The sequence below is a fragment of the Lysinibacillus sp. GW823-FHT06C08 genome, from assembly GCF_058795135.1.
Window position 1 is genome coordinate 1,516,780 of sequence record NZ_JBXAHN010000001.1, and the last position, 24,040, is coordinate 1,540,819.

Annotated in this window: 24 protein-coding genes; 20 read left to right on the forward strand and 4 right to left on the reverse strand. The window is 38.9% G+C overall.

Annotated elements, in window-relative coordinates; genetic code table 11:
- Positions 1 to 131: 131 nt before the first annotated feature.
- The 10 genes from AC1Q6O_RS07140 to AC1Q6O_RS07185 all read left to right on the forward strand — a co-directional run bounded on the left by AC1Q6O_RS07140 (position 132) and on the right by AC1Q6O_RS07185 (position 9,452).
- Entirely contained in the window at positions 132 to 1,961 is a 1,830-nt protein-coding gene (locus tag AC1Q6O_RS07140) for a peptide ABC transporter substrate-binding protein (RefSeq protein ID WP_216604678.1), read from the forward strand.
- Positions 1,962 to 2,044: 83 nt separating this feature from the next.
- On the forward strand, positions 2,045 to 2,989 hold the full coding sequence (locus AC1Q6O_RS07145; protein WP_036125095.1) for an ABC transporter permease: 945 nt from the start codon (positions 2,045 to 2,047) through the stop codon (positions 2,987 to 2,989).
- Positions 2,989 to 3,963 (forward strand): ABC transporter permease, encoded by a 975-nt coding sequence (locus AC1Q6O_RS07150; RefSeq protein ID WP_008175658.1) that lies wholly within the window; start codon positions 2,989 to 2,991, stop codon positions 3,961 to 3,963. The genes AC1Q6O_RS07145 and AC1Q6O_RS07150 overlap by 1 nt, the downstream gene beginning before the upstream one ends.
- The gene (locus AC1Q6O_RS07155; RefSeq protein ID WP_008175660.1) at positions 3,956 to 5,029 is read left to right on the forward strand and encodes an ABC transporter ATP-binding protein; all 1,074 of its coding nucleotides are present in this window, start codon (positions 3,956 to 3,958) and stop codon (positions 5,027 to 5,029) included. Before AC1Q6O_RS07150 ends, AC1Q6O_RS07155 begins: the two co-directional genes overlap by 8 nt.
- A complete protein-coding gene (locus AC1Q6O_RS07160; protein WP_216604677.1) occupies positions 5,016 to 5,969 on the forward strand; it encodes an ATP-binding cassette domain-containing protein in 954 nt (317 codons plus the stop codon). The genes AC1Q6O_RS07155 and AC1Q6O_RS07160 overlap by 14 nt, the downstream gene beginning before the upstream one ends.
- Entirely contained in the window at positions 5,966 to 6,898 is a 933-nt protein-coding gene (locus AC1Q6O_RS07165; protein ID WP_008175664.1) for a S66 peptidase family protein, read from the forward strand. Before AC1Q6O_RS07160 ends, AC1Q6O_RS07165 begins: the two co-directional genes overlap by 4 nt.
- Positions 6,899 to 6,905: 7 nt before the next feature.
- Positions 6,906 to 7,691, forward strand: a complete 786-nt coding sequence (locus tag AC1Q6O_RS07170; protein WP_139150581.1) for a serine hydrolase — start codon at positions 6,906 to 6,908, stop codon at positions 7,689 to 7,691.
- Positions 7,688 to 8,518, forward strand: coding sequence for a C40 family peptidase (locus tag AC1Q6O_RS07175; protein WP_090001841.1), 831 nt, complete (start codon positions 7,688 to 7,690; stop codon positions 8,516 to 8,518). Before AC1Q6O_RS07170 ends, AC1Q6O_RS07175 begins: the two co-directional genes overlap by 4 nt.
- Positions 8,519 to 8,615: 97 nt before the next feature.
- Positions 8,616 to 8,987, forward strand: a complete 372-nt coding sequence (locus AC1Q6O_RS07180) for a hypothetical protein (protein ID WP_427071648.1) — start codon at positions 8,616 to 8,618, stop codon at positions 8,985 to 8,987.
- Between the two features lie 132 nt (positions 8,988 to 9,119).
- Positions 9,120 to 9,452, forward strand: coding sequence for a histidine kinase (locus tag AC1Q6O_RS07185; RefSeq protein WP_089984948.1), 333 nt, complete (start codon positions 9,120 to 9,122; stop codon positions 9,450 to 9,452).
- A 639-nt stretch (positions 9,453 to 10,091) separates the two neighbouring features.
- Here AC1Q6O_RS07185 and AC1Q6O_RS07190 read toward each other — a convergent pair.
- The 3 genes from AC1Q6O_RS07190 to AC1Q6O_RS07200 all read right to left on the reverse strand — a co-directional run bounded on the left by AC1Q6O_RS07190 (position 10,092) and on the right by AC1Q6O_RS07200 (position 12,959).
- Positions 10,092 to 10,535, reverse strand: a complete 444-nt coding sequence (locus AC1Q6O_RS07190; protein WP_237068764.1) for a hypothetical protein — start codon at positions 10,533 to 10,535, stop codon at positions 10,092 to 10,094.
- Between the two features lie 114 nt (positions 10,536 to 10,649).
- Positions 10,650 to 11,408 carry a glucosaminidase domain-containing protein gene (locus AC1Q6O_RS07195; RefSeq protein WP_008175677.1) on the reverse strand — a complete coding sequence of 253 codons (759 nt, stop codon included), beginning with the start codon at positions 11,406 to 11,408 and terminating at the stop codon, positions 10,650 to 10,652.
- 156 nt (positions 11,409 to 11,564) lie between these two features.
- Positions 11,565 to 12,959, reverse strand: a complete 1,395-nt coding sequence (locus AC1Q6O_RS07200; RefSeq protein WP_427071649.1) for a hypothetical protein — start codon at positions 12,957 to 12,959, stop codon at positions 11,565 to 11,567.
- 274 nt (positions 12,960 to 13,233) lie between these two features.
- Here AC1Q6O_RS07200 and AC1Q6O_RS07205 point away from each other — a divergent pair, with 274 nt between their 5' ends.
- The 9 genes from AC1Q6O_RS07205 (at position 13,234) to AC1Q6O_RS07245 (ending at position 21,122) form a co-directional block, all read left to right on the forward strand.
- Positions 13,234 to 14,187 (forward strand): ABC transporter ATP-binding protein, encoded by a 954-nt coding sequence (locus AC1Q6O_RS07205; protein WP_492401014.1) that lies wholly within the window; start codon positions 13,234 to 13,236, stop codon positions 14,185 to 14,187.
- The gene (locus AC1Q6O_RS07210) at positions 14,180 to 15,697 is read left to right on the forward strand and encodes an ABC transporter permease/substrate-binding protein (protein ID WP_492401015.1); all 1,518 of its coding nucleotides are present in this window, start codon (positions 14,180 to 14,182) and stop codon (positions 15,695 to 15,697) included. Before AC1Q6O_RS07205 ends, AC1Q6O_RS07210 begins: the two co-directional genes overlap by 8 nt.
- Before the next feature lie 135 nt (positions 15,698 to 15,832).
- Positions 15,833 to 16,471: a DUF2975 domain-containing protein gene (locus AC1Q6O_RS07215; protein ID WP_427071650.1), complete on the forward strand. Its 639-nt coding sequence runs from the start codon at positions 15,833 to 15,835 to the stop codon at positions 16,469 to 16,471.
- Between the two features lie 11 nt (positions 16,472 to 16,482).
- Positions 16,483 to 16,695, forward strand: coding sequence for a helix-turn-helix domain-containing protein (locus AC1Q6O_RS07220; protein WP_008175687.1), 213 nt, complete (start codon positions 16,483 to 16,485; stop codon positions 16,693 to 16,695).
- Positions 16,696 to 16,738: 43 nt separating this feature from the next.
- The gene (locus AC1Q6O_RS07225) at positions 16,739 to 17,062 is read left to right on the forward strand and encodes a DMT family transporter (protein WP_008175689.1); all 324 of its coding nucleotides are present in this window, start codon (positions 16,739 to 16,741) and stop codon (positions 17,060 to 17,062) included.
- Between the two features lie 12 nt (positions 17,063 to 17,074).
- Complete coding sequence (locus AC1Q6O_RS07230) at positions 17,075 to 17,446, forward strand: DMT family transporter (protein ID WP_342532559.1); 372 nt, start codon at positions 17,075 to 17,077, stop codon at positions 17,444 to 17,446.
- Positions 17,447 to 17,555: 109 nt separating this feature from the next.
- Positions 17,556 to 18,218, forward strand: a complete 663-nt coding sequence (locus tag AC1Q6O_RS07235) for an HAD family hydrolase (RefSeq protein ID WP_492401016.1) — start codon at positions 17,556 to 17,558, stop codon at positions 18,216 to 18,218.
- A 158-nt stretch (positions 18,219 to 18,376) separates the two neighbouring features.
- Entirely contained in the window at positions 18,377 to 18,808 is a 432-nt protein-coding gene (locus AC1Q6O_RS07240; RefSeq protein WP_008175697.1) for a hypothetical protein, read from the forward strand.
- A gap of 79 nt (positions 18,809 to 18,887) precedes the next feature.
- Entirely contained in the window at positions 18,888 to 21,122 is a 2,235-nt protein-coding gene (locus AC1Q6O_RS07245; protein ID WP_090001852.1) for a YheC/YheD family protein, read from the forward strand.
- 82 nt (positions 21,123 to 21,204) lie between these two features.
- On the opposite strand, the gene AC1Q6O_RS07250 is transcribed toward AC1Q6O_RS07245, so the two are convergent.
- On the reverse strand, positions 21,205 to 22,416 hold the full coding sequence (locus AC1Q6O_RS07250; RefSeq protein ID WP_008175700.1) for an ATP-grasp domain-containing protein: 1,212 nt from the start codon (positions 22,414 to 22,416) through the stop codon (positions 21,205 to 21,207).
- Between the two features lie 140 nt (positions 22,417 to 22,556).
- Here AC1Q6O_RS07250 and AC1Q6O_RS07255 point away from each other — a divergent pair, with 140 nt between their 5' ends.
- Positions 22,557 to 23,951 carry a Mur ligase family protein gene (locus tag AC1Q6O_RS07255; RefSeq protein ID WP_089984933.1) on the forward strand — a complete coding sequence of 465 codons (1,395 nt, stop codon included), beginning with the start codon at positions 22,557 to 22,559 and terminating at the stop codon, positions 23,949 to 23,951.
- The last annotated feature ends 89 nt before the right edge of the window (positions 23,952 to 24,040 follow it).

Genomic DNA, 24,040 nt, shown 5'->3' on the forward strand with positions numbered 1-24,040 from the left:
AGTAATTTTGGATTCGTATATAGAGAGAGGGTCCATATAGAGGGACCTAGCTTATGTTTGAAAAATCCTATTGAAGGTCATGACATCGGTCCTTCCAATAGGATTTTCATTATAAAAAGATGACTAGGGGGATGCATGTGAGAAAATATTGGTGGCTTTTCGTATGTTTGGTCGTATTATTTTGTGTAGCCTGCAATGATGAAAAATCGGGTGAAAAAGGATCAGAATATCGTGTGGTATATTCAGGGGAAATTAAAACATTAAATTACTTAAAAACGTCTGAAACGAATGAGTTTGCGGTGGCGGCGAATATGGTAGATGGTCTTATTGAGTATGATAAATACGGGGTAGTCCAGCCGGGATTAGCGAAAGAATGGTCGGCAAATGAAGATGCAACCGTATGGACCTTCAAGTTACGTGATGATGCCAAATGGGTGACACATGAAGGGAAGGAATATGCGGATGTAGTTGCACAGGATTTTGTGGACGGCTTGCAGTATGTCCTTGATGCCAAAAATGAATCCTCGACAGCCTGGATTGCGACAGTTGTCAAAAATGGAGAGGCATTCTATAACGGTGAAATGACAGATTTCAAGCAGGTAGGCATAAAGGCGTTGGATGAACATACAGTAGAATATACTTTAGAAGCTTCGACACCTTATTTTCTTTCTATGTTAAACTACGTTTGTTTCTTCCCAGTGAATGGTAAGTTCATTGCAGAAAAAGGGGCTGACTTTGGAACAACACGTGAAAATTTCCTTTATAATGGCGCTTATATTTTAGATAAATTTGAGCCGCAAAATGAGCGTGTTCTTGTAAAAAACAATACGTATTGGGATCAAGACAAAGTACTGATTGATCGTATCCGCTATAAATATAATAAAGAAGCTGCAACGGTAGCACCCGAACTGTTTTTACGTGGAGAAATTGATTCCGCTAGTATTCCTACTTCCATTATTGATGAATGGTTTAAGGATGATAAGAAAAAATCTCAAGTTCGTCAAACACAAAATAACTTCTATACCTACTTCTACGCTCTCAACTTTAACCCACAATTTGACGCAGAATATGAACCAGATAACTGGAAGATCGCCGTCAACAACAAAGATTTCCGAAAATCAATATTCCATGCACTGGACCGTGTTTCCGCCATGTTAACGGTGGAGCCTTATAATCCAGCCGATTTGCTGAGCAACACGATTACCCCCAAAAACTTTGTAGATGTTGCAGGGGTAGATTACACACAATTAACGCCATTTGCAACTATTTCCAATGAGGATTCCTTTAATAAAGAACTAGCACTTGAATTCAAAGAAAAAGCAAAAGTGGCATTAGCGGGTAAAGCTACATTCCCTGTAAAAGTGTTATTGCCATATAATGCGGGTAGTCCAGACTGGGCAAATCGTTCCCAAGTAGTGGAGCAGCAAATTGAAAAATTACTGGGGACAGATTATGTCGACATTATTGTAGAGGCAGGTCCAGCGACAGGCTTTTTATCTGAGGTGCGTCGTCCTGGGAAATTTGCACTTTTAGAAGCTAACTGGGGGCCAGATTATGCAGATCCATCCACGTATACAGATCCATTTACAGTGGACGGTACTTATAATAAACCTGAATTAGCTGAGGGTTACACAGAAGCCAATGGAAAAACGACGTATCAAAACCTTGTGGATGAAGCAAAGGTAACGATTGATGTGGCAAAACGGTATGAGCTGTTTGCGAAGGCAGAGGCCTTTTTAATTGAAGAAGCCTTAGTGATTCCATATTCCGTTGGAGGTAGTGGCTATGTTGCATCCAAATTAAATCCTTTCGAGGCACAGTATTCACCATTTGGTGTAACTGCCGAGAAATTTAAAGGTCAGCAAGTATTGGAAAAGCCAATGAGTAATGATGAATTTAAGAAAGCGCTTGCTCAGTGGGAACAAGAGCGTGCTGACGCTTTAGCGAATGCTAAAAAGTAGTAGGGGATCGTAGATAAAAAAGGAGATACCGAAAGGAACAGTCGGCATCTCCTTTAGTCTTTTTGACATGGGAGGATGGCGCGATGTTGCAATATATAGGAAAACGACTCTTACAATCTGTGTTAACCCTTTTTATTATTATAACAATTGTTTTTTCATTATTACGATTAATGCCGGAGGAAGGATATTTAGGTGCGGCAGCCGATAAAATGTCACCTGCTCAGCAAGAAATTTATTTAACGAATTTAGGATTACGTGATCCATTGCTTATTCAGCTAGGAAACTTTTACACGAAATTATTACAAGGGGATCTCGGGAAATCGGTGACCTATCGTACAGATGTACCTGTTACAACGATTATTGCGGACAAAATTATGTATTCACTACTCTTTGGGTTAGGGGCCGTTGTCCTGTCACTCCTAATTGGTGTGCCGCTAGGTATTATGATGGCCTATCGTAAGGGGCGTTGGCTCGATCGACTTGGGACAGGCTATATAGTTTTTGTCGTTGCTGTACCTGCAGCCGTTTATTATTTAGTGATACAAATGTATATTACTGATCTCTTTCAATTACCGATGCTCTTTGATGAGTATAGACCGATTACATGGATTCTCCCACTAACTTCTATGGCGTTGGCTCCTACAGCCTCCTACGCGATGTGGATGAGGCGTTATATGGTGGACGAATTGAACAAGGACTATATTAAACTAGCGAGGGCTAAAGGAGTAAAGGAACGAACATTAATGTTCAAGCACGTTTTGCGAAATGCCTTTATCCCAATGGCGCAATATTTACCTGCAACCATTTTGTTCACCATTACAGGCTCCATTTATATCGAATCTTTGTATTCCATTCCAGGGATGGGGGGCTTACTCGTTGATGCGATTCAACGACAGGATAATACGATTGTTCAAGGCTTAGTGCTGGTGTTCTCCTCCCTTGGTATTATCGGACTTATTTTAGGGGATATTGCCATGGCACTTGTTGATCCTCGGATTAAACTCGGCAAAGGAGGGGGAGTACGTTAATGGGCATGTATTCGAATGAAATTCATAATATTTCTAATAAATCACGGGAAACATTGTTTGAATTTGCGGAAGTCGATGCGCGACAAGCAGAAGAAACAGGCCATTCTAATTACTCATATTGGCGTTCCACATGGCAATCCTTTTTGAAAAATAGACTAGCTGTTTTTTTATTAGTAGGCGTGCTTATTATTGTTGGCTTTACGATCCTTCAGCCGTATTTACCAGCACAAAAATCACCAACGGAAATTTACCTAGATGAGCAAACAGGGATGCAGGCACGTAATATTACCCCCAATGCTGAATTTTGGTTTGGTACAAACTCAATTGGGCAGGATTTATGGTCACGAATTTGGGCGGGGACAAGGACATCCTTATTTATTGGCTGTGTAGTCGCCTTAGTAGAAGCTGTGGTTGGGATTACAGTTGGTACACTATGGGGCTTTTCGCGAAAGCTAGAGGTACCTATTACACAGCTGTATAACGTTGTTGATAATATTCCAACAACCATTGTACTCATTTTAATGTCTTATATTTTGCGACCAAGTATATCAACGATTATTATCGCCATGTGTATAACGGGGTGGGTGGAAATGGCTAGGTTTATTCGCAATCAAATTGTTATTTTGCGGGACCGTGAATACAACCTAGCCTCTAAATGTTTAGGGACACCTGATTACCGTATTATTGTAAAAAATCTATTACCCTATTTAATTTCTGTCATTATGTTACGTATGAGTCTAGCTATTCCCTTTGCTATAGGGGCAGAAGTATTTTTAACGTATATTGGCTTAGGGCTACCAATTAGTGAACCGTCCTTAGGTAATTTAATCAATGAAGGGCGTGTGCTCATGATGTCGCCAGACTTACGATATCAGCTGATTTTCCCGAGTATTGTGTTAAGTGTCATTACTATTGCATTTTATATAATTGGTAATTCCTTTGCAGATGCAGCAGATCCAAAAAACCATGTATAAGGAGATGAAATCAGTGACATCTAAAAAATCACGCCTATTAGTTATCCAAAATCTAATTATTCAATTCACATTACGTGGTCGTGTTTTAACTGCAATTCGAGATATTTCTCTTGATTTATATAAAGGGGAAAGTCTAGCGATTGTTGGAGAATCTGGTTCGGGCAAATCTGTGCTAATGAAGTCTATTATGGGCTTGCTCGACAAAAATGGCAGCATTAAGCAGGGCAGAATCATTTACCAAGCACAGGATCTAGGACAATTTACGACAGAGCAAGAATGGCTCCATATACGAGGGAAGGAAATAGCCATGGTGACGCAGGACCCGATGACATCTTTAAATCCACTTAAAACGATTGGTAAGCAAATTGAGGAATGTGTGGTGTTGCATCAGGACTTAAAGGGGAAGGAGGCTTATGAAGAAACATTAAAACTACTTACAGATGTTGGAATACATGATGTGAAAAAACGCTATAAGCAATATCCTCATGAATTTTCAGGAGGTATGCGCCAACGTATTGTCATTGCGATTGCGATTGCCTGTAAGCCAAATATTTTAATATGTGATGAACCAACAACCGCTCTAGATGTAACGATACAGGCACAAATTTTACAGCTATTAAAAAATCTTCAACTTAAGTATGGCTTAACGATCGTCTATATTACGCATGATTTAGGTGTGGTCGCCAAGGTGGCTGACCGTATTGCGGTCATGTACGCGGGTGATGTAATTGAGGTTGGGAAAACTCATGAAATTTTCTTTAATAGTAAGCATCCATATACATGGGCCCTTATTTCCTCCCTGCCGCAGCTCGGCTCTAAGGGAGAAGCGTTGTATTCGATCAAAGGGTCGCCACCCAATCTTTTTCAGGAAATAAAGGGGGATGCCTTTGCGCCGCGCAATCAATATGCGCTGAAAATCGATTTTATCGAGCGCCCACCTTTTTTTCAGGTTAGTGACACGCATTATGCACGAACATGGTTATTAGATCCGCTTGCTCCAAAGGTAGAACCTCCTGCTGCCTTACAAGCTTTTTTTGCAGAGGGGAGGCAGTATGCTAGTGAGTGAAAAAGAAATAGTACTGGAAGTGAAAAATTTAACCGTTGATTTTGGTAAGGGGAAGCATAAATTTACGGCCATTGATGATGTCAGTTTTCATATTTTTAAAGGCGAAACATTTGGCTTAGTAGGTGAATCAGGATCAGGGAAAACAACGATTGGTCGTTCTATTATGCGCATCAACGAGGTCACCGAAGGACAAATTTTGTATCATGGCAAAACTATTCATGGGAAAATTCCAAAAGATTGGGATAGGGAAATTACACAGAAAATCCAAATGATTTTTCAGGACCCGATGGCGTCGCTCAATGAACGTGCCAAGGTTGATTATATAGTGGCGGAAGGATTATACCCTTCCAAAAAATATAAAGATGAAGCGGAACGGCAAGAAAAGGTACGCAAGGCATTAGTAAATGTTGGTCTACTTCCGGAATTTTCGAATCGATTTCCTCATGAGTTTTCAGGTGGTCAACGCCAGCGTATTGGCATTGCTCGTGCTTTAGTGATGGAGCCAGAATTTATTATTGCTGATGAGCCAATATCCGCCTTAGACGTATCCATTCGGGCACAGGTGTTGAATTTATTAGCTAATCTTCAACGAAAAAATCATTTAACCTTTTTATTTATTGCCCATGATCTATCCGTTGTCCGTTTTATCACGGATCGGACGGCCGTCATTTATCAAGGAAAAATTGTCGAGCTAGCTGAAACAGAACAGCTTTTCACCCGTCCGCTTCATCCGTATACGAGAGCTTTGTTATCAGCTGTACCGGAGCCAAATCCTTATAAGGAGCGAGAGAAAGTTGTTGAGATATATGATCCAGCACAACATCGTTATGCGGACAGTCCTCCGTCATTTGTGGAAATTGAGGATGGCCATTTTATTTTAGCTAATGAAGAAGAGCTAACGGTTTATCGTACTTCATTGAAACGGGAGGTAAATGAATGATTTGTCCAAAGGCATTGAAAAAAGGTGACACAATTGGTCTAATAAGTGCTTCAGGAGCTACTCCACCCGATAGATTACAGCCAGCTATAGCTAGTATTGAAAAGCTTGGGTTGAAGGTGGTTGTAGGAGAGACGTGTCACGCGCGACATGGTTATTTAGCAGGCACTGATGATCAGCGGGCAGCGGATGTTCATCGAATGTTTCAAGATCCAACGATTGACGGTATTTTTTGTGTTCGCGGTGGCTATGGGGCTACAAAAATTTTACCGCTTTTAGATTTTGAGGTAATTAAGGCGAATCCTAAAGTCTTTGTAGGCTATAGTGATGTGACTGCTCTACATATAGCCTTCAACCAGCTTAGTGGCTTTGTTACGTACCATACACCAATGCCATCGACTGAATTTATTAGGCAGGAGATGGACGATTACACATGGCAATCCTTCTGCCAGCAAATAATGGCGGTAGGGGTAGAGGAGTATGACTTAGAAAATCCTGTAGACCAACCAATGTCCAAGCTCGTAGCTGGTAGTGCTACAGGTACACTTATTGGGGGCAATTTAACATTAGTGACTGCATCACTTGGTACACCCTATGAAATTGATACAAAAGGAAAAATCCTATTTTTAGAAGATATTGATGAAAGTGAGCAACGAGTTGACCGGATGTTAACGCAATTAAAACTGGCGGGGAAATTAGATGACGTAGCAGGTATCTTATTGGGAGCATGGACAAATTGTGGACCTGAAAATCCACAAAAGCCCGAGCAAAGTTTATCGCTACAAACGATCTTCGAGGAAATTCTAGTGCCTTTTAACAAACCTATTATTTCAGGGATCACGTGTGGACATTGTTTACCAACGATGTCACTGCCTTTAGGAAGAACCATTACAATGGATGCAGATAATCACCGAATTCGTGTTGTTAGGTAGGTGTCTAATGGAGAATCAAATCCAAGATCTCATCCAAAAAACTCCCTATAAGGTACATCTCTTTGTTAAAGATCCAAAAACCGAGCAATTCCTATTTAGTCATCAACTAGAGGAGTCATTTTCTAGCGCTAGTATTATAAAAGTGCCGATTCTTCTAGCTGTTTTAGCATATACCGGGAAACACAACATATCCCTTCATTCAGCCTTAACAATCACTCCTACTGATTGGGTAGATTTTAGTGTAATAAGTGAGCAATGTCTGACGCAAAGCACAGTTTACGAGCTACTAGTATGGATGATTATAACGAGTGACAATACAGCAACAAACGTCCTAATTGATGTTGTGGGAATGGATTTTTTAAATGATTATTTCCGTCAAATAGGCTTACAGGAAACGTTGCTACAGCGAAAAATGATGGATGTCGAGCGACTTGCAATGGGGAATGACAACTTTACGTCTGCACGGGACATGGCCCATCTTTTTACACGAATATATCAAAAGGATTTACTAGCATCACCTTACAATGAGCTGGTCATCGACATTTTAAGTAGACAGCGCGTATATGAAGGCTTAAAGCGTTACCTCGTTGATGATGTAAAACTGGCCCATAAAACAGGTGGGCTTGACACAGTCGATCATGATGTAGGAATTGTCTACGGTAGCTCGTTTGATTATCTGATTGGTATTTTCATAACAAATGTAACGGATAATGATCTGGCTCGCCAATTGATTGGTCGTCTTTCAAAGGTTGTTTATGACCATATGATGGAGCAGAAGGAGGAACAGCAATGAAGTCTATCGTAACAGCCATGATTGCCAATTTGCATGCCAAGCCTGATGAAACTTCCGAATTAATAGATGAGGTACTTTATGGCATGACAGTAGATATTCTGACAGACTGTCATGAGGATTGGGTATATGTTCAAACTGCTTATCGTTATAAAGGATATTGTCAGAAGGCTGATTTGCTACTGGATGAAGAAACGGCTGCTAAATGGCACAGCGAAGCACAGCCTATCATTATTCAAAGCTTTGCAGATGTTTTACAGCAGCCTCGTATCCAAAGCACAAAGCTGATGACTCTTGTGAAAGGTTCTAGTATAGGCGTTGTTACGCAAGAGGACGTACCGGAAGAGTGGTCTGCTATACAATTAGTGTCGGGAAAAATAGGCTATGTTCGCACAAAATGGCTACAGGAAAAGCCATCTCAAACTCAAATAACCGAGCATTCCTTTCGAGAAAACGTAGTCCAAACAGCGCTAAGCTATTTAGCTACACCTTATCGCTGGGGTGGCAAATCACCATTAGGCATTGATTGCTCCGGTTTATGTTCAATGGCCTATATGTTAAATGGGGTTACTATTTTTCGGGATGCTAAAATGGTAGAGGGCTTTCCTATTGTGAAAATAGAAAAAGAGGATAGGCAAAAAGGTGATTTGCTCTATTTCCCAGGCCATATCGCTTTATATATGGGCGATAATCTATATGTGCATTCTTCACTTGGTGGTAATGAAGTGACCATTAATAGCTTAGATAAACAGCATAAACTCTATCGCCATGATTTAGCCACAACCCTAACAGAAGTAGGTTCTTTATTTCCGGAGAAGCCAAATCGATAGGCTTCTCTTTTTGACTTCAATAAAGCAGCTATACTAAACTCAAAGGACAAATGGGGAGTAGGTGGTGTTGATTTGCTAAAGGAGCATTATTAATAGCATGTATGCTAATCGTGGAGGCACTTTCTATGGTATGAGTGTAAATGGTGTGCTTTCAGGTCTAGAAAATGAAGCGATTGCAAGAGGATATTCAGCTTCATCAAGTAGTTTTAATAATTTTTTCTCATATAAGACTGGAATAGATAATAATAGACCGCTTGCAGTAAAATTTGATAAATACTTTACTCTTTTTGAACCTAATGCAGATTATGCATATGATTATCACTGGACACCTGGACTTGGATATATCTACGCTTCCACAGGTACAATGTTAAGAGTTCAAACGTTAGCTCCTAACAGTACTATACGTGATATAAACTATAACGTTAACTCTGCAATTATATCGATGGTGAGTTTTTCAATTAATAATTAATTGTATTATTATAAATTTTCTTTATTGTTAAATTGGTAGGTAAAGACACTAAAATCGAATTTTTATAGTTTGAAAAATTGTAATTATTAATAAGTATAGTCTTGATACTTGATAGGGCGGAAGGAGAGGGAAATGAAAAAAATAATTATCTTTAATTTATTATTTTGTATAGTAGTTATGTTTGTTAATTACAATTATTTTAATTCTAAATCTCGAAACGCTATCGTATACAACTATGTGGAAAACTATATTGAGACTAACTATGGCATTGCTAGAGAAAATTTAAAATCAGAAGAAATCGATTACTTGAGAGGAATGGGTTTGTTTGAAATAGAAGTTAAAGATATAGAAACTAAAAATTATTACTTTTTCGAAGTGGATATTAACGATGACTATTCATTATATTATATAAAAGATCTTACTGAGCTTCATCGTAAAAATCATCCTAAAAATCAAGCTAGTTAAAGAAAGTTTATTTCAACCGGTATCAGCAATATTTTGAGATAGATATAAAGGCATACCACAATATATTCCGACTTATAAAGCATTCTTGAGAGAGTGCTTTTTTATTATGTTTAAAATTAACTGAATCAATTTCATAAATCATCATTTTCAAAATTTCAAAAGGCTACTAAACCGATACCTGCATTTTAAGAGAGGAAAAGGGATAGGTATTTGTTAAAGATTAGATCACAGAAAATGCTCAAATTTTTTTATAAAAATGAAACAATACTTCACAGAGGAAGAATCCGTTTTGATCAATCTTTTTTCAAAAGGGATTCTTCTTAATTTAACAGAAAATAAGGGTTTTCGAGGTATTTTTGCTCAAACTTTATTTCAAAGCAACAGTTGGGGCAAGATTAACATCAATTATTACGTTTCGTTTTAAGAGAAGAATTAGCACTCGTCAATTACAGGCTTGAAGGATAAACAAGCAGAATTTCAAAAAATATGTCGAGAGGAATTTTGGGTCAATGTACGGAAAAAAACGCGCTTCAAGTAAAGAATCATACAGGGGCGTTAGGATACGCGTGTGTTTGAAATAGAAACCGTCATACACCAGCTAATCAATTCAGTGCATATTTATTGTCTTGCTTTATGAGGTCAAATCCTATAAAGCTTTTTTTTATGGTCATTATTTTGGATGGTTTGCCAAAATAAATAAACGACAAATGTACAGATATTGATGATAAATAATGCGACCAGCTGCCATAACCCGATTAAAAAAGTGACCATGTATAAATCAAAGGCTGCTTCACCGAGAGGCATATGTGGGAAGGGCGTTAATTGACTATAATGCCACACGAAATAACAGGCTAATGCAGTACCCTGTCCTACATAAATAAAGATCCAATGGATATAAAATGATATTTTTAATCGCCAGCAACAAAGGAACAGGTTCAAGACAATAATGAATAGTGGGAACAGGAATATTTGAAACAAACTTTCAGCTATTTGAGTCATAAATAATAAATTATAGCTAAGCTGAATGATTGGCAATAGTACTAGATTGATGATGATCAGGCTGAGCAGTTGTGTACGAGTCACTATATTCCTATCCTTTCCTTGCCTTGCCTCATTTTTACATAAGGACGTTTGAAAAAAAGAATGGTTTCGCACAAAAAATCTCCATGCACAATTTCTGAGCATGGAGATTTTCGACTAATAGTGATAAATATTTAATTGCATACCAGCCTCAAGTCGATCTGAACGCAACTGATTCCACTGTTTAATAGAAGTCACGTTGACATTATAGACCTCGGCGATATCTACTATAGAGTCACCATCCGTGACCGTTATCGTTTTCTTATTCTTTACGGGGCTGTCATATTGTTGTAGGTCGTATTGAGCGATAAGTGAATTTAATTTTTCGTTATATTTTGAATCAGTGGCATAGGAGCCTGTTAAAAACTTTGTCGCATCTGAATAGGATTTGGTGTTACTTTTGAAAACACCTGCATAAAATTCCTTGTTCCACGAAACACCATTGCGCATTAGCTTTACATAGTCCTGCATAGAAGCCTCATAGGAAGGGTATTTGCGGAAATCAGCCATAATGGTCGACAAATTACCTGATCCATCATCCTCTGACGTTTCGAGTTTTACGGAATTATTTTGATAGCTGCCTTTCATGCCAAACAGATTATAGTTGGGGGCAGAGCCAAGACCACTTTGTCCGCTCTCGCTTTCTAGAATAGCTTGTGCAATCATCACGGATGCATATAAGTCATTATTGGCACCAAGATTTCGTGCAGTTTCAGCGATTTCGCCGATAAATTCTTCCGCACTCGGGCGATCATCAATGACGACAGGCTCTTCTTTTTCTGTCGTATTAAACAACTGTGTCACCATAAAAAATGAAATACAAATAACAACGACAGCAATCATAAGTCCTTTTAAAAAATTAACTACGTATTTCATGGTAGGCTTGATGTTGGTAGTGACCACATCTCCCTCCCTTCTATTAAAAGATTAGCTATCTCTTATTATGACAAAGAGTGAAAGAGAAATAAAGAACTGTATATATAAATAGCTTGTATCATTAATAGAACGTTGCGAACGTTAAATAGTTCCATGTCATTCCGCTAAAATGTCTATCTTAAAATTTTGAGACATAAATTGTTTAAATCTCTCAAAATATTGTTCGGAAGCCTCCCAGCGTCTAGTATTTAAAAAAGCTATCTCTTGGCGACCAAAATGGTTAGGTGGTTGGTAGTGTCGAGAAACATAGGATGGATTTTCTAATGAATAAAAATAATACGCTTCATCAGGCGTCCTAATTTCAATACGAGCATGAATAAAATCACCATCTTCATCCGTATAGGCCTGACGGAAACTATAATATTTAGAACCGTCCCAGAAACCATCGTCATCCTCGTCAAGCCCTTGAATTTCTGGATGTTGTAAAATTCGTTCTACATATTGAACCTCGATTTTAGGCACATAAAGGGTAGCGACATTTACACAAGTTAATAACATAATCCAGTGATCCTGAATATCCACTAAATGCTCCTGAGGTAAATCCGTAATGTCCCACCATTCATCTCCTTCATCGAATGATTTTCTCAATAGGGAGACGGTTTGATCTTCATTGAGCCAAATAAAATAATGATACTGGGAGGTTTTCATATAAATGCTATCATTCGTCTTGTCTCCGTCATCATCGATATGCGCTCGCTGAACAGTGAAATGTACACCATGTTCCTCAAGGTCAAAATAAGGCTTGTCTCCAGTCATCAAAATACACTTTGTTAGCTTTAGTATATTTTCCACATCGATGTGATGGTCCGTAAAATATACATGAGTTGCCTTCTTGATGTGGGGGATTTCCTGTAAATTAGTCAGTGCGGAGCGTCCTTCTTTAAGGATACTCACCAATGTGACGAATGAAAATTCAATCTCTTCTTCATCGTCATCCATATCATAAAAAACCTCGTCAATTAACACATCTTGTATACGGATAGGGAGTTCCTGAAAAACGCCATCTCCGTGCCAAATGTTGACGATACATTGCAGTGACTTCTGTCCATGAACGTTAAAGCGATACTCATCGTCTTGAACTAATACGTTTGCCTGAAGATGACCATTGACAATCGTTTCCCCATGATTATAGGAGCCACACAAAATATCCTCTACTGTCAGATGTCCGTGAACATAGATTTCCTGACCACCTACAGCTATATTTTTAGCTGTCAAATTGCCTATTACCATCAGTCCTATTGCACCATCCGTTTCTGCATTGTATAAATGATCTACCGTCAAATGACCATCAATAAAAATAATGATCACATTGTCTTGCTGTGGGAAAGGAATGTCCCAATCCAAATCAAGAAAAGGAAGCTTCAAATCTCCCTCATAGTACGCAACAAGGTCGTTCTCACTAAAATCCGTGTAATGGCTTGCCCACCAAGAGTTTTCGGGAAACTTATCAGCCAGTTTGTTAATAGGTATAAATTGAAAGACATTCTTCATAGTTCACTACCTCCCAATTGCCGTTTTTTTTATCTTCTCATACGGAGGAATTAACAGTCAATTTAGTAGATTGGTAGAGTTATGTGCAATTGGGAATAAAATGCTATGATAAATCTTAAAGAGGTTTTATGACCATTGTTACCAATTGCTGAGAAGTTGGAGGTGAGGGTAACCAACTAGCTTTCGAAAAGATGTTTGGAAGGGCTATTATTTGTGAAATATATAGACGAATATGAATTTACTATGTCATTAGCGAATTATAAGGAGCTGGCAGATGATAACATTTGATAATGTCTCAAAAATGTATAGTAACGACCATGTGGCTGTCAAAGCCCTCAATGTGGAGATTAAAAAAGGTGAATTCTTCGTTATTATCGGCCCAAGTGGATGTGGCAAAACTACTTTATTGAAGATGATTAACCGATTAATTCCATTGACGGAGGGCACTATTTGGATAAATGGAAAAAGAGTTAGTGATTATAATATTCACGAGTTACGCTGGAGTATTGGCTATGTGTTACAACAAATTGCTCTTTTTCCGCATATGACCATTGAAGAGAATATTGCGATTGTTCCAGAATTAAAAAAATGGAGTAAAACAAAAATTCAAAAGCGAGTAGAAGAGCTTTTGGAATTGGTAGGGCTTGAGCCTGAAAAGTATCGTCAGCGCAAGCCAAAGGAGTTATCTGGAGGGGAGCAGCAAAGAGTGGGCGTTCTTCGGGCATTGGCGGCTGATCCAGAAATTATTTTGATGGATGAACCTTTCAGTGCATTAGATCCCATTAGTCGTACGAAGTTACAGGATGATCTACTGGATATGCAGCGTAAGATTCAAAAAACCATCGTCTTTGTCTCGCATGATATGCAGGAGGCATTGAAGCTAGGTGATCGACTATGTGTCATGAAAGATGGAGAAATTGTTCAAGTTGGATCTCCTCAGGAAATTGTAGAAAATCCAGTGAATGATTTTGTCCAACAATTTATAGGGGTAAATCCAGTTCACAATAGGTTTGATATTCGGACGGTTATGCAACCAATCGTAAGTGTTGGTGAGCTAGGGGATACTATTGCTATCAATGAGCCGATCACAACGATTCTTGAAAAACTGACAGAGCATAGCGTTCTTGGCGTGGAAGAGGATGGAGAGATGATTGGTATGGTGACTCGAACAACTATACTGCAATATGTAGCAAAGGATTTCCAGGAAAGAGGTCGAGGCCATGACTAATTTTGTAGCAATGTTTCAGGAACGAAAGGGACAGCTTCTGTCAGCCTTACTCGAACACATACAAATCTCCTTCATAGCTCTTTTTTTTGCTATCATTATAGCCATTCCTCTAGGTATCTATTTAACCAATAAAAAGAAAATAGCAGAAACGATAATTGGTATGAGTGCCGTGCTACAAACGATTCCATCTTTAGCGTTACTTGGGTTATTAATTCCTTTATTCGGGATTGGGAAAGTTCCTGCCATCATTGCCTTAGTAGTCTATGCACTGTTACCGATTCTCCGAAATACTTATACAGGCATTAAGGAAGTGGACCCTTCATTGAAGGAGGCAGCTTTGGCAATGGGCATGAACACGCCTAAACGTTTATTAAAAGTTGAATTGCCCCTTGCTTTGCCTGTCATCATGGCTGGTATTCGAACAGCTATGGTATTAATTGTTGGAACAGCCACATTAGCTGCTTTAATTGGAGCAGGTGGTTTAGGCGATATTATTTTACTAGGCATTGATCGTAATAATACCGCACTCATTATTTTAGGGGCTGTGCCCGCTGCGATATTAGCATTGATCTTCGATGTTTTACTGAAAAAGCTTGAATCGCTATCATTCAGAAAAACAGTAACAACTGTAAGTATCGTCAGTATTGCGGCTTTGATGATGATCTGCATTCCGCTTCTCAATAACAAAGACCAAGATGAAATTGTTATCGCTGGAAAACTCGGAGCGGAGCCTGAAATTCTCATCAATATGTATAAGTTATTAATTGAGCAGGATACAGACTTAACGGTGCAATTAAAGCCAGGACTTGGAAAAACTTCATTTGTATTTAATGCGTTGAAGTCTGGCAGTATTGATGTATACCCAGAATTTACAGGCACAGCCATCTCGGAGTTTTTAAAGCAGGAAGCCATTAATAACAGTGAGGCAGATGTCTATCAGCAGGCGAAAGATGGGATGCTAAAGCAATTTGATATGGTTATGCTTAGCCCAATGAACTATAACAATACGTATGCGTTAGCAGTATCGGAGGATTTGGCTGAAACGTATCAGCTCCAAACTATTTCGGACCTTAAATCGATAGAACAAGCTGTTAAGGCAGGGTTTACATTAGAATTTAATGATCGTGAAGATGGCTATGTTGGTATTCAAAAGCGCTATGATATTGCGTTTCCCTCTATTGCAACTATGGAGCCTAAGCTACGCTATCAAGCGATTGAATCGGGAGATATCAACCTACTCGATGCTTATTCAACGGATAGTGAAATTCGTCAATATAAGCTCCACGTATTAGAGGATGATCAAGCGCTGTTCCCCCCTTATCAAGGAGCTCCGTTATTACGGCAAGAAACACTGATCAAGTATCCAGAGATTGAAACATCTTTAAATAAACTGGCTGATCAAATTTCAGATGATGAAATGCGAGAAATGAATTATCAAGTGAATGTAGAAGGAAAGCTAGCAGCAGAAGTAGCCAATGAGTATCTAGTAAATGCCGGCTTACTGAAATAAACGATAGGACCCTCGAGCATTAGTATGCAAGAGGGTTTTATTTCTATCATAAATAATTTAATGATAAACGTTAATTTATTATGGATAGAGATAATAGAAACTGTATAATGAAATAGAGGGAAGGGGATGCTGACAATGGAGAAAACGATTCAAAGTAAAGAATTTCAATTGTTGACAAAGGGGCTTCGTATGATTTTTACAATCATCATAGTTCTTATGATTTTGGGCATGGCGTTAATGGCAGTTATTTTGGTTGGCGTAATGATTGTGTCAGAAAATGATGTAAATGGTTGGTTAGCCAAGGCAAGTGTGACAGCTTCCATCCATTTTGAGGGGCTGGAAATGCTGCTGTCCGAGCAGACAGTTCAAGATATGCACTACTCCAAAATAGATGTCGTGAAATTAGTATTAACTGCTACAATATACATAACTATTTTATTTTTGATGGTTGTTCAAGTAAGGAATATTTTAAATAATTTATCAAAAGGGATCATATTTTCACTAGATAATAGTAAAAAAATAGAAAGAATTGCGTATTGTGTGATAGTCTTGAGCTTAACTGTGAGTGCATTCCGTACATATATCGTCTATCTAATGATGCAACCATTTAAGCTTGAATCACTATTGCTAAAGACAGATTTTATTACAGGGGTCAGCTATCATTTCACAGGCATTAATTGGACACTATTACTTTGTGGCTTGGTGATTTGGACCATTGCTCGTATTTTCCGTTACGGTGCTTTTCTCCAAGATGAATATGATGCAACAGCTTAGGAAGTGAAAATATGACTATAATTATTCGCTTAGACCGGATGCTAGCGGATCGTAAAATGCAGCTAAGTGAGCTTGCAGAGAAGGTTGATGTGTCGATCGTCAATCTTTCAAATTTAAAAACAGGCAAGGTAAGAGCCGTGCGTTTCTCTACCTTAAATGCAATCTGTAAGGCTTTGGGCTGCCAGCCAGGAGATATATTAGAGTATGTCGAGGATGAAGATTAATTTTCGTCATCTAAACATAGTAGCAAGAAAGGGTTTTCCTTAAATGAAGGTTTTCAGTTTTTTATTCATCGCCATTGTAGCAGAAGTTTTTGCTAGCTCCATGCTCAAGCGCACCGAAGGCTTCTCCCGTATTTGGCCATCTCTCGGTGTGGTGGTCGGCTATGGAACGGCCTTTTATTGTTTAGCCTTAACCTTAAAAACCATACCCATTGGCACCGCCTATGCAATATGGGCAGGGTTAGGCACAGCACTAACAGCCATTGTAGGGGTTGTGCTGTATAAGGAAATATTCAATCGTAAGAAGGTACTAGGGATTCTTTGTATTATTGTAGGTGTCGTGGTGCTCAATCTTGCGGGTGGTCATTAGGAGGCAAACGCCATGAAAGGCTATTTATTTTTAACACTTTCGATTATTAGTGAGGTTTTTGCGACAACTATGCTGAAGCTATCGGATGGATTTACTGTTCCAGAACCATCTGTAGCGGTGGCACTTGGCTATGGAATATCATTCTACAGCCTATCCCTATGCTTGAAAACCTTGCCATTAAGCCTAGCCTATGCCATCTGGTCAGGTGTCGGTACCGCCTTGACGGTGATTGTAGGCATTGTCATTTGGAACGATTTGTTTAACCTCTACTCTGCACTTGGGATCGCCCTCATAATAGGCGGCGTGATTTTGCTGAATCAAGGAGATCGAAATGGCAGAGAGGCCGATAGCAAAGTGGAAGAGCGTGATAGCCTGCAGGAATAGAGGGAAAGAGCAGGTAAAGTGCCGGATAGAGCAGTCAAAGTGCCGGATAGAGCAGGCACTTTGCCAGAAAGCCTGCGAGAATAGCAGATTACCTGTTTAGGGGAGGAGGATGTTAATGAAGGCTATTATTTTTGATTTTGATGGGACGATTATTGATACAGAAACAGCTTGGTATACGGTTTTTAAGGATGCTTATGCATCATATGGTGTGGAATTATCGTTAGAGACTTATGCAAAATGCCTTGGGACAAATCTTCAAGATTTTAATCCTTATACTTATCTCGTGACACATCATCACATGGGTTTGGATGTGGAGGCATTTCGTACATCTATTCAAGCAAAGCATGCGGAGCTGATGGAATTGGAAGTGATACGACCTGGTATTTTAAATCTTTTGCAGCAAGCAAAGGAAGCGGGTTTAAAAATGGGTATTGCTAGTAGCTCAAGTCGTCAATGGATTGATCGGTTTGTGGAGGCACTAGGGATACGCGAGTTTTTTGATTGTTATTGTACGGCTGATACGGTGACAAATGTTAAGCCTGATCCTGAGCTGTATTTGCAGGCGCTTGAACAGTTAGGAGTAAGTGCTAGTGAAGCGATCGCTATGGAGGATTCGCCGAATGGAGCACGTGCAGCTTTGGCAGCAGGGCTTCATACGGTAGTTGTTCCCAATACCATCACCAAGCAATTACCCTTTGCTACAGGTCATCATACAATAGATGCCTTGGAACAATATGATTTAGAAGGTCTACTGGCATGCTTTGTCAAATAATGAAATGCTTCGAACCTCTAACCATTCATTTCGAATGGTAGAGGTTTTTTTAGTTTCTTTGTGAAAAGGTCGTCATATTATTGATCGCTACATATTATAACGAGAGGGCAACTTACGGGGACCAAGATACTTATTCAGACTAGTAAGGGGGCTACAATTTGAATAGTGAGAAAAAAAGAAATCATTTTTTATGCGAAGCTTTATGCGATTTGAAGGATCTTCAGGATATTATGATGGATTTTCATTCTAAATATTTCGGTCAGCTGCTTGTCAAAATAGTTGGGAGTGATACGATTCCGTTTTTTTTAATTACCAATAGTGGCGCTCATTTAAGGTTAATGGATACGGTAAAGAATTTTGAAACGGAATTTTTCCGTATAGAGGATGTCGATAAGGATCGATATCGTGGCACGGTGTCATTGCTGCGCGCCTTTGACTATGAGGGGAACGATACAAATTTCCTTGCAGATGTTGTGAGGCTAGAAAAAACGAGTACAGAAAAATCCATTGAACTTAGTGGCATTTCAGCGATACAACTATTAAAGCCAGATATGCTAAAAGGGAAATTTATCATAGAGCCTAAATGGTAGCCTCATATTAAACTACTAGAGCTAGAGCATCTGTCTATATGAAAGGGATTAAGTGTGAATGTAATAGAGAGAGAATTTAATGAAAGGAAGTTTAGCTATGACGATTATTGGTATGCTGCATCATCGGCTTGATCCAACGACAGTTCTCAAGTCTTATGCGTATGCAGCAGTTGCAAAGGCAGAAGGGGCACAGTTTTTCTATTTTACACCTAAAAGTGTTGATTTTGCAAAACGTTCCATTCGAGCTAAGGTTTATGAGGATGGGCAGTGGCAGGAGAAAACAATGCCTTTTCCAGATGTTATTTATAATGCGGGGAGTCCCGAAAAGCTATCTGTGTCCAAGGAGATTATTGATCGCTTAAAAGAAGAGATTCCCTTTACGACGTATTCGATAGGGAATAAATGGAATGTAATGAAGCGATTAAAGGAAGCCAAGGAATTCGAACAGTATTTGATTCCTTCTGAAATTGTCAAGGATGCTGATGTATTTCATAAGTTCATTAATTATTATAAAAGGGTTGTCTTTAAGCCGATTGATGGACGTAAAGGAAAAGGAATTTATTTTATTACGAAGGCGGGACCGAAGAATTTTGAGGTTAAAAAGGATAGTACGAACACAATCTATTCAAAGCCTCAATTAGATGCTTTGTTAAAAGAGCAGCTAGCGTCTGGTACTTTTATTATGCAGCCTTATATTCAATCGATTACAAAGGCAGGCCAAGTATATGATTTCCGTCTGCATGTCCAAAAGAATGGGGAAGGTAAATGGGTGGTGACGACTGTTTATCCTCGGATTGCTCCAAATGGCTCTATCATCCCGAATATTAACAATGGCGGATTCACCAATTACTTAGATCCATTTTTAGAGCAAGAGTTCAAGGAAGAAGCCTACAACATTCGGCGAATGCTCGAGCATTTCTCTTTAGCACTGGCTCATCATCTAGATGACATACAAATGGAGAAATTTGGGGAAGTCATTGATGAAATTGGCATTGATGTCGGTTTAGATCAACAACAAAAAATTTGGATGTATGAGGTAAATTGGCGCCCAGGCTGTCCTCCTGCTTTTTATTTAGAATTAGATGTCGTGATTAATTCCATCCGCTATGCGATGTATCTTGCAAAAAATCCAAAACGTGTAAAAAAGAAAATGGTTCAACAGAAAAGCAATCCAGTGGAGGTCAAAAAGGAGATTGTACAACAGAAAAGCAATCCAGTGGAGATCAAAAAGAACCTTCCTATTATTGCGATTACGGGAAGTGCGGGAAAAACAACAACCAAAGCATTTGTCGGTTCGATTTTATCAAAACAATGGAATGTGTTTGAATCAAAGGATTATTGGAATACGACAGAGCATACAAAAAAGCATAAGGAAGAAATTAATGATTCCCATCAGGCTGTCGTATTAGAGTATGGCATGGCCTATCCAGGTATTATTACGAATCACTGTAGCATCATTCAACCGAATATTAGTATTGTGACGAATATTGGTTTAGCCCATGTAGGTAACTTTGATGGGGATGTAAGAGGCGTTGCAAAGGCGAAATCTGAATTGATTCATGGGATGGATCAACAAGGGCTATTAATATTGAATAAAGATGATGATAATTCAAGATTTTTAGAGACACAGCAATTTAAAGGGAAAATGCTAACGGTAGGTATAAAAAGAGATGCTGATTACCGAGCATATGATCTTCAGTATAAGGATATTGGCATGTCCTTTAAAATGAAGCTGCATGGGCAAGAAATAGAATTGTATATTCCTATTCTGGGAGAGCATCATGTTTACAATGCCCTTAATGCTGTAGCAGTAGCAGATTATTTAGGGTTTAGTCCATTGGATATTCAGGCGGGGCTCAACTTTAAAAAGCCACCAAGACGCTTAACGATTTATAACTTGCGCGATGATATTACGGTTATAGATGATACGGTTCACTCCCATCCACAAGGAGTCCGAGCAGCTATTGATGTATTGACGAATATTGCTAAGAAACGTAAAGTGGCGATTATTGGACAAATGCGTGAGCTTGGCGTGTTGAGGGAAGAAGAATATCGGAAGGTTGGCGAGTATATTTACGAGGAAGGCATTGATGAATTCATTACCTATGGATTTAGGACAGATGAAATGAGCAATGCAGCGATTGAAATGGGTATGGACCCAGCTAGGGTACACCATTTTATTAATAAAGATGCCTTGCATGCACTGCTAGATAAACTCATCAAACCTCATGATACGATTCTCGTCAAGGGTGCTAGTAAAACGAATATGTTTGAAACGGTGAAATATTTGGACCAAACATTAAAAGAAGAATAATCAATGACTTCAAGGTAACTGAATGAATATAAAAACCCGAGTAACTGTCCACTGGCAAGCGGCAATTATTCGGGATTTTTTTTCATACTCTTAAAATAAATTTAATTTCTTTGGCGGCAGTTGTTGCATGAGTCCGAGCTTCTGATAGGGTTGAACCTTGTGCAATGACATAGGCATAACGGTGACCCATTGATAAAGGAGGGGTTAATAAAGTACCTTTCCTTGGCTTAACATAAACCTCAACTACTCCAGTTGAATTCGTCGCTCTTGTTCTGCCAATCACTTTTTCTAATATTCCTTTGCTTTCCACAATGACATATTTTGTGTAAACAAACTTTTTATGTCTAGGCTTAAGATTAGGCTCTTCACCAAGAAGGAGCTTTAGTGTTTCTTCCACTAAACTAAATCCGAGAGCCGCTTGAAGCATATTGTTCATAGCACCTCCAGAAATCCTTGGGTTAATCTCAATGAGCTTCCAGCCGTTTTTTGTCAGGCGGAGTTCCAAATGAAGAGCGCCATTTTCAATATCAAAAGCTTTGACGATGGATTGAAGAACTTCCTCAATGCCTGCCTGAATATCCAAAGGAGCTTTCACTAATACTCCATAGCCTGTTATGATAAACCGTTTTCCTTGGGTAATTTCCTGCTCAATAATGCCAATGACATGTGATTGACGTTGATATACGACCGCCTCCACTAAATATTGAGGGCCTTCCAAATATTCTTCAATCATAATCGTTTCATAGGGGTTTTTACTGCGCAATGCTTTGAGGTGGTTATTCAGCTGGTCGGCATCTGTTGCTAATAGTACATCTTTTGAACCTGTTGACTTTGGTGATTTCACGATTAATGGAAATGTTAAATTTTTCGCAATGGGTTCATTAGGCTTCATGAGTGAAAATTTTGGTGAGTATGGTTGGTTTTTTAAATAATTTCTAGTCTTTTCTTTATCCTCCATAATTTCAATGGCGGAGGACGATGTATAGTTATGACAAAATTCATCACATAGCATGGAAGCAACATGGACAAATGGATCAACAAAACTAACGATACTTTTTATCTCTAATCCGGTTTTTCCTAGTTTATCAATTTCCTCTTTCATTCTCTCGATATTCAAAGTATCAATGAGTATCATTCTATGAATATCGGGGTAAGATCGGCGCTGCTGAAGTTGTTTTTCATTATTGGTGAAAAGTATTGTGAAATAGCCTAATCTTTCAGCTGCTCTTGTTGCTTCACGACTAGACCCGGATTTGTTTGTACCGATAAATACAATCGCTTTCAGGTATATCACTCCTTCTATTGGTACTTAGATACTTAATCACCTTTATATATATGCAACGAAATAGTTTTCTTCTAGTTGTGTATCTTGTCTACATCCAAGCAACTTTTAAGAGGTTACATATACTAGAAAAGAAAGGAGGGAGAAAAGATATGAAGCCTCTTTCGGTGAAAAATTTAGCAATGATTACGGCGGGTTATTTAGTGCAAGGGTCTGAGGAAATGCTAATACAGCATGGTGCTTATCGATTAAAACAAGTGAAAAAGCCCAATACAGCCCTTTTTACAAGTAAACGTATTGTTAATTGGAAAAGTCTTGAGCCACTTTCTCCTCTTGTAATAGTGACCGACAGAGCATATCGGCCAAATGACATTCCAACCCAAATCATCATCATACAGGTTGCGAATGTAGATGAGGCATATTGGAGATTTGTTCATTTTTATCGCAATCAGTTTCATATCCCGATTGTTGCGATTACGGGTACTTCAGGCAAAACAACAACGAAAGAGATGATTAAACATATTCTTTCTGCTGATCGACAAGTGACAGCAACGACATTAAGTAGTAACTCAAGAACGGCATCATTGCAATATTTACTGAATATTGAAGATGACACTGAGGCAGCTGTATTTGAAACAGCTGTTGGCTCACCGGGGGATGTCACGAATGCAGGAAAATATTTTAAGCCGACTATTGGGATTATTACTAATATTGGTGCCCATCATTTGAATTATTGTAAGACGCTTGAAGGCTATATTCAGGCGAAGGGAGAAATGCTAGACATCATTCAGCCAAAAGGGACCCTCATCATAAACGGTGAGGATATGAATACTAAAAAACTAGATATCTCTAAGTTTAATGGGCGCGTATTGAAGGTAGGCATCCATGATTCTTGTCATTTTCGTGCAAGCCATATCCAATATTATCAAAAGGGTATGAACTTTAAGCTGCACCATAATAGAAAAATCTATGACATATTTGTACCAGGGTTTGGCCAACATCAAGTGTACAACGCCCTTGCTGCCATTGCAGCGGCTTATGAAATAGGGGTACCCATTCCGGTGGCAGCCAATCAACTCCAATCTTTCCGTCAATTGAAAAAGCAATTACAGCTCTTTGAGGGCATTAATCATTCCATGCTTTTAGATGATACATGGAGTATTACTACAACTTCCTTAGAGGCAGGCTTAAAAGTGTTGAATGATCTCGGAGAAGGCAAGAAAAAAATTGCTGTTATTGGCACGATTACCGATTTGGGTTCATGGGGCTATATTATTCATGAGCAGGCGGGTGAATTAATTCACCGTATTGGTGTGGATGTGCTCATTACTATTGGAGAGCACGCGCGAATCATGGCTGATCATGCTGTGAATTTAGGGTTTAACGCTCCTGTTTATACCTATAAAAATAGCACGCTTGTTTATCCATTGTTGCAGAAGATTGTAGATGAAAATACGATAGTCCTTATAAAGGGTGATATGTATAGTGAACAGGTTTCCAAATTAGCAGCTGAGCTTAAATTTAAACCGCCACCTCCCACAATTTAGCTCACTTCTTCATTTATAGGATATTAACTGTGTCATATAGAATGCCAATCTAATAACGTATAGTAATTGATCAGAAATGTAGCATTCTT